The organism is Streptomyces sp. NPDC001222, assembly GCF_042896945.1.
Taxonomy (GTDB): Bacteria; Actinomycetota; Actinomycetes; order Streptomycetales; family Streptomycetaceae; genus Streptomyces; species Streptomyces gibsoniae.
Map to the genome: position 1 here is coordinate 14,813 of NZ_JBIAXT010000005.1, position 12,305 is coordinate 27,117.

General features: G+C 71.7%; 13 protein-coding genes and 1 tRNA gene. 3 read left to right on the plus strand and 11 right to left on the minus strand.

Annotated elements, in window-relative coordinates; genetic code table 11:
- Positions 1-71 precede the first annotated feature (71 nt).
- The 3 genes from ACFY2Z_RS09255 to ACFY2Z_RS09265 are packed head-to-tail and all read right to left on the minus strand — an operon-like array spanning position 72 to position 3,414.
- A complete protein-coding gene (locus tag ACFY2Z_RS09255; RefSeq protein ID WP_390743554.1) occupies positions 72-956 on the minus strand; it encodes an SDR family oxidoreductase in 885 nt (294 codons plus the stop codon).
- Positions 953-1,879 carry an alpha/beta fold hydrolase gene (locus tag ACFY2Z_RS09260; RefSeq protein WP_390743555.1) on the minus strand — a complete coding sequence of 309 codons (927 nt, stop codon included), beginning with the start codon at positions 1,877-1,879 and terminating at the stop codon, positions 953-955. Before ACFY2Z_RS09260 ends, ACFY2Z_RS09255 begins: the two co-directional genes overlap by 4 nt.
- A complete protein-coding gene (locus ACFY2Z_RS09265; RefSeq protein ID WP_390743556.1) occupies positions 1,876-3,414 on the minus strand; it encodes a flavin-containing monooxygenase in 1,539 nt (512 codons plus the stop codon). Before ACFY2Z_RS09265 ends, ACFY2Z_RS09260 begins: the two co-directional genes overlap by 4 nt.
- Before the next feature lie 167 nt (positions 3,415-3,581).
- Between ACFY2Z_RS09265 and ACFY2Z_RS09270 the strand changes: the two genes are divergently transcribed.
- Positions 3,582-4,235: a MerR family transcriptional regulator gene (locus ACFY2Z_RS09270; RefSeq protein WP_355917302.1), complete on the plus strand. Its 654-nt coding sequence runs from the start codon at positions 3,582-3,584 to the stop codon at positions 4,233-4,235.
- A gap of 19 nt (positions 4,236-4,254) precedes the next feature.
- On the opposite strand, the gene ACFY2Z_RS09275 is transcribed toward ACFY2Z_RS09270, so the two are convergent.
- Positions 4,255-5,055 carry an exodeoxyribonuclease III gene (locus ACFY2Z_RS09275; RefSeq protein ID WP_390743557.1) on the minus strand — a complete coding sequence of 267 codons (801 nt, stop codon included), beginning with the start codon at positions 5,053-5,055 and terminating at the stop codon, positions 4,255-4,257.
- A 68-nt stretch (positions 5,056-5,123) separates the two neighbouring features.
- Here ACFY2Z_RS09275 and ACFY2Z_RS09280 point away from each other — a divergent pair, with 68 nt between their 5' ends.
- Positions 5,124-5,600, plus strand: coding sequence for a GNAT family N-acetyltransferase (locus ACFY2Z_RS09280; protein WP_390743558.1), 477 nt, complete (start codon positions 5,124-5,126; stop codon positions 5,598-5,600).
- A gap of 201 nt (positions 5,601-5,801) precedes the next feature.
- On the opposite strand, the gene ACFY2Z_RS09285 is transcribed toward ACFY2Z_RS09280, so the two are convergent.
- From ACFY2Z_RS09285 to galU, 7 genes are all read right to left on the minus strand, one after another.
- Positions 5,802-5,875: transfer RNA gene (locus ACFY2Z_RS09285), tRNA-Ala, on the minus strand.
- A gap of 96 nt (positions 5,876-5,971) precedes the next feature.
- The gene (gene glpR / locus ACFY2Z_RS09290) at positions 5,972-7,195 is read right to left on the minus strand and encodes a gephyrin-like molybdotransferase receptor GlpR (RefSeq protein WP_390743559.1); all 1,224 of its coding nucleotides are present in this window, start codon (positions 7,193-7,195) and stop codon (positions 5,972-5,974) included.
- A 173-nt stretch (positions 7,196-7,368) separates the two neighbouring features.
- Complete coding sequence (locus ACFY2Z_RS09295) at positions 7,369-7,971, minus strand: GNAT family N-acetyltransferase (protein WP_390743560.1); 603 nt, start codon at positions 7,969-7,971, stop codon at positions 7,369-7,371.
- A 26-nt stretch (positions 7,972-7,997) separates the two neighbouring features.
- Positions 7,998-8,576, minus strand: a complete 579-nt coding sequence (locus ACFY2Z_RS09300; RefSeq protein WP_390743561.1) for a molybdenum cofactor biosynthesis protein B — start codon at positions 8,574-8,576, stop codon at positions 7,998-8,000.
- A complete protein-coding gene (gene moaC, locus ACFY2Z_RS09305) occupies positions 8,573-9,052 on the minus strand; it encodes a cyclic pyranopterin monophosphate synthase MoaC (RefSeq protein WP_390743562.1) in 480 nt (159 codons plus the stop codon). The genes ACFY2Z_RS09300 and moaC overlap by 4 nt, the downstream gene beginning before the upstream one ends.
- A gap of 273 nt (positions 9,053-9,325) precedes the next feature.
- Positions 9,326-10,648 (minus strand): gephyrin-like molybdotransferase Glp, encoded by a 1,323-nt coding sequence (glp, locus tag ACFY2Z_RS09310; protein ID WP_390743563.1) that lies wholly within the window; start codon positions 10,646-10,648, stop codon positions 9,326-9,328.
- A gap of 4 nt (positions 10,649-10,652) precedes the next feature.
- Entirely contained in the window at positions 10,653-11,555 is a 903-nt protein-coding gene (galU, locus tag ACFY2Z_RS09315; RefSeq protein ID WP_390743564.1) for a UTP--glucose-1-phosphate uridylyltransferase GalU, read from the minus strand.
- 156 nt (positions 11,556-11,711) lie between these two features.
- On the opposite strand from galU, the gene ACFY2Z_RS09320 reads away from it, so the two are divergent.
- Positions 11,712-12,263, plus strand: a complete 552-nt coding sequence (locus tag ACFY2Z_RS09320; RefSeq protein WP_390743565.1) for a 5-formyltetrahydrofolate cyclo-ligase — start codon at positions 11,712-11,714, stop codon at positions 12,261-12,263.
- The last annotated feature ends 42 nt before the right edge of the window (positions 12,264-12,305 follow it).

Below are 12,305 nucleotides of genomic sequence, written 5' to 3' on the forward strand. Positions count from 1 at the left end.
TTCACTCCCGTGGTGGGTGAGGGGATCGGGCTCGACCAGACTGACACGCACCGACAACACACGCATTTCGATCAGTTACGCAGCGTACGGCGCTGCTGCTCATCGGCCTCCCCACCGGCCCCCACCAGCCCTGTGCGCACCGCCCTGAGCCGGGGCTCGAAGCGCCGCATCTCCCGCTGTCCCACCGTGGCGATGAGCCCCGGCAGATAACCGCGCACCGCCTGCATCCCGCGCAGCCAGGCCTGTCCGTAGACATGGCTGGAGCGCCGTTCGATCCCGGCCACGATCCGTTCCACCGCCGGGCCGAGCGGATAGGTCTTGCCGGCCGGCCACGGCAGCCGCTGCCGCAACTCCCGCATCGCGTCGTCCCGGTCGGCGCCCCGGACCATGTCCGTGTCGGTCCAGGACAGATACCCGACACCGACGCCCACACCGTGGTGCGCGACCTCGGCGCGCAGACTGTGTGCGTACGCCTCCACGCCCGACTTGGACGCGCAGTAGGCCGTCATCATCGGCGCGGGCGTGATCGCCGCGAGCGAGGCGATCTGGAGCAGATAGCCCCGGCTCTCGACCAGCGCCGGGAGAAACGCCCGGGCCGTCACCGCCGAGCCGATGAGATTGACCTCGATCACGCGCCGCCAGGACTCGGGGTCGGAGGCGGTGAACGGCCCGCCGTTCGCCACACCGGCGTTGGCCACCACGATGTCGATCTTCCCGAACCGCTCCTTGACCTCCCCCGCCACCCGTGTCATCGCCTCGTGGTCGGTGACATCGGCGTACCAGTGGTCGCTGTCCCCGTACAGCCGCTCCGAGACCTGCTTGAGCGCGTCCGCCTCAAGACCGACGAGCGCGACCCGCACCCCGCGGACCGACAGCTTCCGGGCCAGCAGCTCCCCGACGCCCCGCGCGGCGCCGGTGACGACGGCCACCCGGCCCTCCAGGCTCACCCTGCTCATGCGCCCTCCTTGACCTGTGCGTTGCCCGTGTACGTCGTGACGAGTGCTCGGATCTTCCCGGTCACCAGCTCCGGCGCCTCGACCGGAGTCATATGGCCGAGCCCCGGCAGTTCCGTGCTGCCCACGCAGTGGGGCAGGGCGGCGACCAGCGCCCGCGTGTGCACCGGCGGGGTGAGCCGGTCGGCGGTGCCGACCAGGACCTCCGTCGGGACGGTCAACTCCCCTGTGGCGCTTTCCAGGTTCAGCGCCGCAAGCACACGCGACCAGGCGTGGCGCGGCGCACTGGAGCAGCCGTGCACCACCCGTGCGCACGCCTCCACCATGGCGGGCGTCGAACCGGCGCCCATGGTGGCGTACTTGAGGATGCGCAGGGACACCGGCGTGACCGGTCCCAGCGGAGCGCGGGATCCCAGGACGCGCCCCGTGAGCCAGGTGCGCACACGCCCGGCACGCATCGGGAGCACCAGAGCCTCGGCGACCAGGCGCGTGCTCCCGGTGCTGCACAGCAGAACGGCCGCCGTGTGTGCCCGGAAGCGGGGGCGCGCGGCCGTGGCGAGCACTGTCATCCCGCCCATGGAGTGCCCCACGACCACGGCCTTCTCGTCCGGCGCGAGGGTGGCGGCGAGCACCGCCTCCAGATCGTCGGCGAGCGCCTCGGTGGTGCATACGGGGCTCGCGGGACTGCGCCCGTGCCCCCGCTGGTCGTAGGCGACCACCCGGTGGTCGGCGGACAGGTCCCGGATCTGTGCCGCCCAGAAGGCGGTCGAGCAGGTCCAGCCGTGGGCGAGGACCACGACGGGCGCGCCCTCGGGTCCATGGACCTCGACATGCAGCCGGGCGCCGTCGGCGGAGTGGACGGTGAGTTCCTGCGCGGGGGCGGGCGGCGCGTACGGCCCGCTCGTGACATACGCCGGCCGGCTCATGCGCGCGCCTCCGTCCGCGTCCCGATGGTGCTCTCGCCCGGTCCCGCCGTCGTCCCGGGGGCGCGGACCACCTCGTACTCCGCCAGGTCGACCCGCCGGGTCGCGGTGCGGAACTCCGTCGTCGTGCCGGGCCAGATGGTGGTGTTGCGGCCGCTCGCGTCGAGGTACCAGCTGGTGCAGCCGCCGGTGTTCCACACGGTGCGTTTCATGCGCTCCTGCACCTTGTGGTTCCAGGCGTCGACGGCACCCGGCCGGGCGTCGAGCGCGACCCGGCCGCCGAGCACGTCCAACTGCCGCAGATAGTCGGCCATGTAGTTCAGCTGGGACTCGATCATGAGGATCATCGAGGAGTTCCCGAGGCCGGTGTTGGGCCCGATGATCGACATCCAGTTGGGGAATCCGGCGGCGGTCGCGCCGCGCAGCGCCTTCATGCCGCCGCCCCAGGCCCGGGCGAGCGTCCGTCCCCCGGCACCGACAACCCGGTCGGCGATCGGCATGTCCGTGACGTGGAAGCCGGTACCGAAGACGATCACATCGGCCTCGGTCTCGGTGCCGTCCGCCGCGACCAGGGTCGAGCCGCGAACCTCGGTCAGACCGGAGGCGACGACCTCCACATTGGGGCGGGTGAGCGCCGGGTAGTACGTGTTGGAGAGCAGGATCCGCTTGCAGCCGATGCGGTAGTCCGGGGTCAGCCTGGCCCGCAGCGCCGGATCCTTGACCGCCCGCGCCATGTTGCGCCGGGCCATCCGCTCGACCAGGCCCAGTTCGTCGGGGTGCTTGGTGAACGCCTGCACCTGCAGCTCGCGGATGCCCCACAGGAATCCGCGGCGCAGCTGCGTGGTGAACGGCAGCGCACGGTGCAGCCGGCGTTCCAGAGGGCTGATCTCCCGGTCGACCCGGGGCATCACCCAGGGCGCGGTGCGCTGGAAGAGGGTGAGCCTGCCGACGACCGGCTGGATCTCGGGCACGATCTGGATCGCGGAGGCGCCCGTGCCGATCACGGCGACGCGCTTGCCGCGCAGGTCGTGGTCGTGGTCCCAGCGGGCGGAGTGGAAGACCCTGCCGGGGAAGCCGTCGAGGCCCGGGACTTCCGGGATCTTCGGGTCGGACAGCGGCCCGGTGGCGGAGACGACGACATCGGCGGTGAGCGGCCCGCTGCTGGTCTCGATCGCCCAGTGCAGCTTCGCGGGGTCCCAGGTCATCATCTTCACCTCGGAGTCGAGGCGGAGGTGGGGCCGCAGCCCGAAGACGTCCGTCACATGCTCCAGATAGGCGCGGATGTGCTCCTGTCCGGAGAAGGTGCGCGGCCATTCGGGGTTGGGCGCGAACGAGAACGAGTACAGGTGCGACGGAACGTCACAGGCACAGCCGGGGTAGCTGTTGTCGCGCCAGGTGCCGCCGACGCCGCTCGCCCGCTCCAGCACGACGAAGTCGGTGACGCCTTCCCGGCGCAGCCGCACGGCGGCCCCGAGCCCGCCGAACCCGGACCCGATCACCGCCACTCGCACATGAGGCACATGCTCGTTCTCGGCCATCCCGAAGCCTCCCGGTCCTTGCGGCCGGCTCGGCTGACATCTGGTCAGCGAGCCGGTGAGACTCTGCCAGTGAACACTGGCGCAATGGGGAGGGTAGGGCAGCGGCGTACCGATGGGTAGGGGTCGGCACGAGGAAAGTTACCGGTGGTACGACGTAGGGTTCGGGCGTGGCAGAGGACGGGGAGCGGCGCGAGTACCGCATGGAGGAGCTGGCCGAGGCGGCCGGCATCACGGTGCGCACCCTGCGCTTCTACCGCGAGCGCAAGCTGATCCAGCCACCGCGCCGCGAGGGCCGTATCGCCTGGTACGACGACACCCACCTGGCCCGGCTGCGCACGATCTCGGCGCTTCTGGAACGTGGCCACACCCTCAGCGGCATCGCGGAACTGGCCGAGGCGTTCGACCATGGTCGCGACGTCGGCGAGCTGCTGGGGCTCGGCGGCCCCACGGAGGAGACCCCGGTCCGCCTCACCCCGGAGGACCTGGCCGATGTGTTCGGCGCCGAGACGACCCCGGAGAACCTCGCCGCGGCCCTCGACCTCGGCTATCTCGGCACGGACGGCGGCGAGATCGTCCACATCAGCCGCCGGCTTCTCGACGTCTCGGCGGCCCTGGTGCGCGAGGGCATCCCGCTCGCGGACGTCCTGGCCGCCGCCCGCCGCGTCCGCGACCACGCGGAGGCCCTGGCGGACGTCTTCACGGATCTGATGTCCGCCCACCACCGCTCCCCCGAGGACGCCCGACGGCTGCGCCCGCTGGCCCAGAGCGTGGTGCAGGCGGAACTGTCCCTGGTCCTGGACCGCCGTCTGCGCGAGCCGTAGGTGCCGTGCGGGACTCAGATCACTCGAAGACCACCGTCACGGGAGCATGGTCGGACCAGCGCTCACCATGGGTGGCGGCCCGCTCCACCACGGCCTTGACGGCCCGACCCGCGAGCCCGGGGGTCGCCATCGCCAGATCGATGCGCCATCCCGAGTCGTTGTCGAAGGCGCGGCCCCGATAGGACCACCAGGTGTAGGGCCCCTCGACGTCCGGGTGCAGCGCCCGCACCACGTCGACGTACCCGCCGTCCTCGGGGTCGAGGACCCGGCCCAGCCACTGGCGCTCCTCGGGCAGGAAGCCGGAGTTCTTCTGGTTGCCGCGCCAGTTCTTCAGGTCGGCCTCGCGGTGGGCGATGTTCCAGTCGCCGCACACAAGGACCTCGCGTCCGCCGGCGGCAGCCCGCTCCCGCAGTTCCGTCAGATGACCGAGGAACTCGTCCATGAACCGGACCTTCTCGTCCTGCCGCTCGGTGCCGACCTCCCCGGAGGGCAGATAGAGGCTGGCGACGGTGACACCGGGCAGGTCGACCTCCACATACCGCCCACTGCCGTCGAACTCGGCCGACCCGAACCCGACGCGTACCCGGTCGGGCTCGCGGCGGGTGTAGAGCGACACCCCGGCGCGACCCTTCGCGGCGGCGGGCGCGTGCACGACATGCCAGCCGTCGGGTGTCCGCACATCCACGGGAATCTGTCCGGTCTCCGCCCGGACCTCCTGCAGACACAGCACATCGGCGGAGGTTCCGGCCAGCCACTGAACGAAGCCCTTCTTCGCGGCGGCGCGGATCCCGTTCACGTTCACGGAGGTCACAGTCAGCACCCGGGAACCCTACCGGCACACTGGACAGGACCCCGTTCACCATGATGCACAGTTATACGATTGGTAGCATGAATATTCGCCGTGTGTCCTTCGACCACCCCGACGCCGTCAAGCTCAGCGATGAGGTCCAGGCGGAGTACCACCTGCGCTACGGCGACGGCGGCGACGCCACCCATCTGGACCCGGCGATGTTCGTACCGCCCTCCGGTCTGTATCTGGTCGCCTACGACGAGCACGAGCGTCCCGTCGCCACGGGCGGCTGGCGCGGCCAGGAGCAGAACGACGAGGGGTATCTCGACGGGGACGCCGAGCTCAAGAGAATGTTCGTCATAGCGGAGATGCGGGGCCGCGGTCTGGCCCGCCGCATCCTGGCCGCACTGGAGGAGGACGCCCGCGCGGCCGGCCGCACCCGCATGGTCCTGGAGACGGGCAGCAAGCAGCCGGAGGCCGTGGCCCTCTACGCCTCCAGCGGCTACGAGCCGTGCGCCAAGTTCGGCTACTACCGCCACCACGAACTCAGCCTCTGCTTCGCGAAGCCGCTGTAGGGCCCCGGGGGCCCGTGCACCCGCGGGCCCCTTCTGTGGGCCCCCTCACATAGCACACCGGCGCCCGAACTCCGCGGCGCGCCGCTCGCGTTCGGAAGCACCGGAGCGAACTCGGAACAGGTCGACACAGCAAAAATCCCGCCCGATCTTCCGATCGGACGGGATTTCCCCAACTTCCTGAGCTTCAGGGAGTTGTTGCGGTGGACCTGAGGGGATTTGAACCCCTGGCCCCCTCGATGCGAACGAGGTGCGCTACCGGACTGCGCCACAGGCCCTTGCAACGAGTGAAACTCTAGCATCCTCATCGGCCGGTCTGGAAATCCGTTCCGCCCAGGTCAACCGGCGGAGTCCGACCGGGCCGCCGCCGGCACCTACTCGTTGGCGGCCCGCGGACGTTCCCCGTCCTCGTACTGGTCGAACAGCGGGGTGCGCCCCCGCTCCCGGGACCGTCGCGCCGAGGCCGCCCTGCGGGCGTCGCTCCGGCCGCCGTCGCCGGCTTCGGACGGCTCCTGGGCCCCGGCGCCGGGCTCCTCCTCCGGATCCGGCTCACCGCGGTCGGCCGCAGAGGCCCCGGGCACGGGCGCCGTCGCCTCCGCCGCGCTCGATCGGGCGGAACTCCAGGCGTCCGCAGCGCCGAGGTCCACGTTCGGCGTCGCCCGCGGCGCGACCGGCGCGGTCACATACGTCGGCAGCGGCACCGGTACGGGATCCCAGCTGTCCCCGTGGCCGGGCCTGCGCTGCCGCTCACGCTGCTGATCCACCCACTCGGCGTGGTCGGTCTGCTCGACCAGGGCCCGGCGGTCGGCGGCGAGCGCGGACAGTCCGGGGTCGGTCGCGGGTTCGGGTCCGTCCTCCGATTGCTGCTCGTCCGCCTCGGGGGCGACCGGAGGACGCCGCCGGGGCTGCCGCTCCCTCAGCCGCTGCGCCGCCACCTCGGCCTGGCGCCGGTCCATCGTGTAGATGAACCGCTTGCGCTCCTGCGACCGCAGATAGGCGATGTACGCGCTCAGCAGCACCGCGGGCACGCCGGGCGCCCACAGGAAGGCCAGCCCCCCGACGGCGGCGACGATCGCACCGAGCGTGAACGCGAGGAAGAGCATCACGGTCGTGCGTCTGCGCCGTGCGAGCACCTTCGAGCGCCGGGCGCGTGCCCTGGCCTCCGCCGAGGGCACCTTCCGGGCCCGGGCCGCGTCCTTGCCCGTCCGGGCGAGCTCCGGTCCGGGGCCGGCCTGGGGCTGTGCGCCGGACCTGGCCGCCTCCGGGGCCGCCGACTCCCGCGGAGCCGGGACCTCCGGCTCCACGCGCACCCGCTCCTGCCGTCCACTCGGTGGCATGGCGAAGGCCCGGACGTCCACCGAGCCGGTGACGCCGTCCGGGTGACCACTGGGCTCCCCCTCCTCGGCGGAGCGCGCCCGCAGGTCCTTGGCGTATCGACGCTCCATGCCCGCCCGTCCGGACAGCAGCCGGATGGCGGTGCTGAAGCGTTCCGTCGGACGAGACTCGTTCAGCTCGTCCTGCCTACGGAGCCACATCGGCACCAAGTAGGCGGCCCAGGCCCCGACAATGACTGCGTAGATGAGGCCGCTGCTGCTCACGCCTCACACGGTAGAGGGGTTTGCGTGAGGCCATCTGCCAATTGGGCCGGTGTGTCGCACGATCTGGCTGATATTTCGAACTTTTTTTGGGACCGATGCGATCAGCAGGCCGACGGGACCGCTATTGCATTGGCCTGAGCTGATCGCCACCCGATCAATTTCGAACACATTTCTTATTTTCCGGGGTGGGTCTGCTGAGCGCGTGACCGGCGCCAGCGTGCGAGCAGCCCCTCGGGCACCTCTTCGGCGGTGAGCGCGAAGACGAGGTGGTCCCGCCAGGCCCCGTCGATGTGCAGATAACGCGGCCGGAGCCCCTCCTCACGGAATCCGAGTTTCTCCACGACCCGGCGGCTCGGCCCGTTCTCGGGGCGAATGCAGACTTCGATGCGGTGGAGCCCCACGGTCCGGAAGCAGTGGTCGACGACGAGCGCCACGGCCGTCGGCATCACCCCGCGGCCCGCCACCGCCTGGTCCACCCAGTAGCCCACATGCCCGGAGCACATCGAGCCCCAGGTGATCCCGGCGACCGTCAACTGGCCCACGAGCCGCCCCTGGTACTCGATGACGAAGGGCAGCATCCGGCCCGCGCCCGCCTCCCTGCGCAGATGGCGGACCATCTGGCGGTAGGTCGGCCGGTGCGCTATGGGGCCGCTCGGGGTGGGCGGCGGAATGGTCGCCTCCCACGGCCGCAGCCAGTCCCGGTTGCGCCGGTTGACCTCGCGCCATACCCGCTGGTCGCGCAGCCTTATCGGCCGGAGGACGACATCGCCGTCCACCAGCTCGACGGGCCAGGATGGGCTGTTCAGCTCGCACCCCCACTCGGTCTGGGGCGGTCCGCGCCGGCCGCCGCGCCCGCGTCGGCCCTCGGGTGGTCACCACCGCGGATCTGGTCGACGGCGTGCATCACCAGGGGTTCCAGGACGGCCAGCCCGTCCCTGACCCCGCCGGTGGATCCCGGCAGATTGACGATCAGCGTCTGCTCGGCGACCCCGGCGGTTCCCCGGGAGAGGGCCGCCGTCGGCACCTTCTCCCTTCCGAACGCCCTGATGGCCTCGGGAATGCCCGGCACCTCGAAGTCGATCACCGCGCGGGTCGCCTCGGGGGTGCGGTCGGTGGGCGAGACGCCGGTGCCGCCGGTCGTCACGATCACGTCGTAGCCGGCCCGGACCCCGGTCCGCAGCGCCTGCTTCACCGGATGGCCGTCCGGGACGACCCACGGTCCGTCGACGGCGAAGCCGAACCGGGTCAGCGCCTCGACGATCAGCGGGCCGCCCTTGTCCTCGTACACGCCCGCGGCCGCGCGGTTCGACGCGGTCACCACCAGGGCCGCGTACGGCGCCCGCAGGGCGAAGCCGGACGGCTGCTCGGCCGGCGCCGTCATGCCCGGCTCCAGTCGCCCGACTTCCCGCCGGTCTTCTCCTCCACGCGCACGTCCGTGATCACCGCTCCCTTGTCGACGGCCTTGACCATGTCGATCACGGTCAGCGCCGCGACGCTGACCGCGGTGAGCGCCTCCATCTCGACACCCGTGCGGTCGGTGGTCCTCACGGTCGCCGTGATCTCCACCGCGTCGTCCGCGACCGACAGATCCAGCTTCACACCCGACACCGACAACGGGTGGCACAGCGGGATCAGGTCCGGGGTGCGCTTGGCGCCCATGATGCCCGCGATGCGCGCGGTGGCGAGCGCGTCGCCCTTGGGCACGCCCTCACCGCGCAGAAGCTCCACCACACGGGGCGAGACCAGCACACGGCCGCTGGCGCGGGCGGTGCGCTCGGTCACGTCCTTCCCGGAGACGTCGACCATACGGGCTGCCCCCGCGTCGTCGATGTGGGTCAGTCGGTCTGGCGTACTCATCTGTTGCGGCGCTCCATGTCCGGGCCCGGCGGTGCGGCGCACGGGCCTGTTGTGCGCGACACGGTACCTCCAAGCACGCGCGCCGGGCCGGGCAAGGTCCACTGACCGGACGCGGCGGTGGACACGCCCCTCCCGACGCCCGGACGAAGGCTCCCGACCCGGGCACCGCCCAGCGCCCTGAACAGGGTCGCCGGTCGTCGGATCACCGTTCATGAGGTCGTGAGGTCGCCGTTCACGGGGTCGCCGGTCGTCAGGTCATCCGTCGTCGTGGGGTCAGCCGAGGAGGACGACCTCGACCTCGGCGCCCGGCTCGACGGACGTGTCGTCCTCGGGGACCACGATCAGCGCGTCGGCCTGCGCGAGGGCCGCGATCAGATGGGATCCCGCCCCGCCGACCGGGGTCACAGTGCCGTCGGCGTATCTCCCGCGCAGGAACTGCCGGCGGCCCGCGGGGGAGGTCAGCGCCTTGTCCGCCTGGAGAACGGCCCTGGTCCTGGGCCGGTGCACGTCCTCCAGGCCCATCATGGTGCGGATCACGGGCCGTACGAACAGCTCGAAGGAGACGTACGACGACACCGGGTTGCCGGGGAGCGCGAGCAGCGGCGTGTGCGCGGGGCCGACGGAACCGAACCCCTGGGGCTTGCCGGGCTGCATGGCGAGTTTGCGGAACTCGACGCCGCCGCCCCCCTCGTCCGTGTCACTCACGGCGGTGAGAGCCTCCTTGACGACGTCGTACGCCCCCACGCTCACCCCTCCGGTGGTGACCATGAGGTCGGCGCGGACGAGTTGGTCCTCGATGGTGGAGCGGAGCGTGTCCGCGTCGTCGGCGACCGCGCCCACCCGGTAGCCGATCGCCCCGGCGTCCCGGGCGGCGGCGGTCAGGGCGAAGCTGTTGGAGTCGTAGATCTGGCCGTCCGCCAGCTCCTCGTCGGGCTGGACGAGTTCGCTGCCCGTGGACAGGACGACCACGCGCGGGCGCGGGCGTACCCGGACCGCGCCGCGGCCGATCGCGGCGAGCAGCGCGATCTGCGGCGGACCGAGGACGGTGCCCGCCGCGAGGGCGAGCTCGCCGGCCTGCACATCGCTGCCCTTCGCGCGCACATGGGCGCCCGCCTCGGCCGGGCGGTGCACCCGCACCTCCCCGGAGGCACCCTCGGGCGCGAGACTGCGGGCGCGCATCCCTGAGACCGGGCCGCCGCCCAGTCCGCCGTCGGTCCACTCCACGGGGACGACGGCCTCGGCGCCGGGCGGCAGCGGAGCACCGGTCATGATGCGCGCCGCCTGGCCGGGTCCCACCCGGAGCGGGTCGGCCGCCCCGGCCGCGACATCACCGATCACCGTGAGAACGGCCGGGAACTCCTCGCTCGCGCCCGCGACATCCGCGACCCGCACCGCATAGCCGTCCATCGAGCTGTTGTCGAAGGGCGGCAGGGAGACGGGCACCGTGACATCGTCGACCAGCACACAGCCCAGGGCGTCGAGCAGTTGCAGCTCGATCGGGTCCAGCGGGCGGACGGCGGCGAGGATGTCCTGAAGGTGCTCGTCCACCGACCAGAGGCGGTCCTGGCCGGTGGCGGGGGTCGCGGCGGCGCTCAAATCGCTACATCTCCTCGGATACGTAACTGCGAAGCCAGGCCCGGAAGTCCGGCCCCAGGTCTTCACGTTCGCACGCGAGTCTGACAATGGCACGCAGGTAGTCGCCACGGTCGCCGGTGTCATAGCGGCGGCCCGTGAAGACGACACCGTGCACCGGGCCGCCGACCTTCTCGTCCTCGGCGAGTTGCTGAAGGGCGTCGGTGAGCTGGATCTCGCCGCCCCGGCCCGGCTCGGTCTTGCGCAGTATGTCGAAGATGTGCGGGTCGAGGACATAGCGGCCGATGACCGCGTAGTTCGACGGCGCGTCCGCCGGATCCGGCTTCTCGACCAGCCCGGTCACCCGGACCACGTCGCCGTCCTCGGTGGCCTCTACGGCCGCACAGCCGTAGAGGTGGATCTGCTCCGGCGCGACCTCCATGAGCGCGATGACGCTGCCGCCGCGCCGCTCCTGAACCTCGACCATGCGGGCCAGCAGGGGGTCGCGCGGGTCGATGAGGTCGTCGCCGAGGAGGACGGCGAAGGGCTCGTGGCCGACGTGCGGGGCCGCGCACAGCACGGCGTGGCCGAGGCCCCGGGGGTCGCCCTGGCGGACGTAGTGCATGGTGGCGAGGTCGCTGGACTCCTGGACCTTCGCGAGCCGCTGGGCGTCGCCCTTCTTCTGCAGGGCCGACTCGAGCTCGTAGTTGCGGTCGAAGTGGTCCTCGAGGGGACGCTTGTTGCGGCCTGTGATCATGAGGACGTCGTCGAGCCCCGCGGCGACCGCTTCCTCGACCACGTACTGGATCGCCGGCTTGTCGACGACCGGCAGCATTTCCTTGGGGGTGGCCTTGGTGGCCGGGAGGAACCGGGTACCGAGGCCTGCCGCGGGAATGACAGCCTTGGTGATCCTGGGGGTGGACTCAGTCATGCCCGCCACCTTATCGGGTGGCTTTGTGCGCATCTGTGGCGCCGATTAATTTGCTCTCATATGAGCAGATCAAGGAAGGCAGGGCGGTGACCAGTGGTTCCCAGGGAACACGAGGCGGAGCCTGACAAACGAATGTTGCGGCGAGGGTTCCTCTCGATGAGAAGCAGGTTGACGGCGGGTGACGTCGGCCTGGCCGCGGACGCGCTCGCCGAGCGGGCCCTGGAGCTTCCCGAACTCGCGCACGCGCGCACGGTCGCGGCGTATGTCTCCGTGGGGGAGGAACCCGGCACCCTCGCCCTCCTGGACGCCCTGCGCGCGCGGGGCGTCCGCGTCCTGCTGCCGGTGCTCCTGCCGGACAACGACCTGGACTGGGGCGCGTACACAGGACCGGACTCCCTCGTTCCTGTCCGGCGCGGCTCCCGGATGGCCCTTCTGGAGCCCGTGGGCGAGCGTCTGGGCCCGGAGGCCGTGCGCCAGGCCGACGCGGTGCTGCTGCCCGGCCTGGCCGTGGACGCGCGCGGCATGCGCCTGGGGCGCGGCGGGGGCTCCTACGACCGTGTGCTGGCCCGTCTGGAGCGCGCGGGAGCCGACCCGGCTCTGGTGGTGCTCCTGTACGACACGGAGGTCGTCGAACGCGTCCCCGAAGAGCCCCACGACCGTCCCGTGCACGCGGTGGTGACGCCCTCGGGTGTGCGCCGCTTCCGCTGACCGCCGACGGGCCGCGGACGGCCGCTCCACAGGAAACAGGCC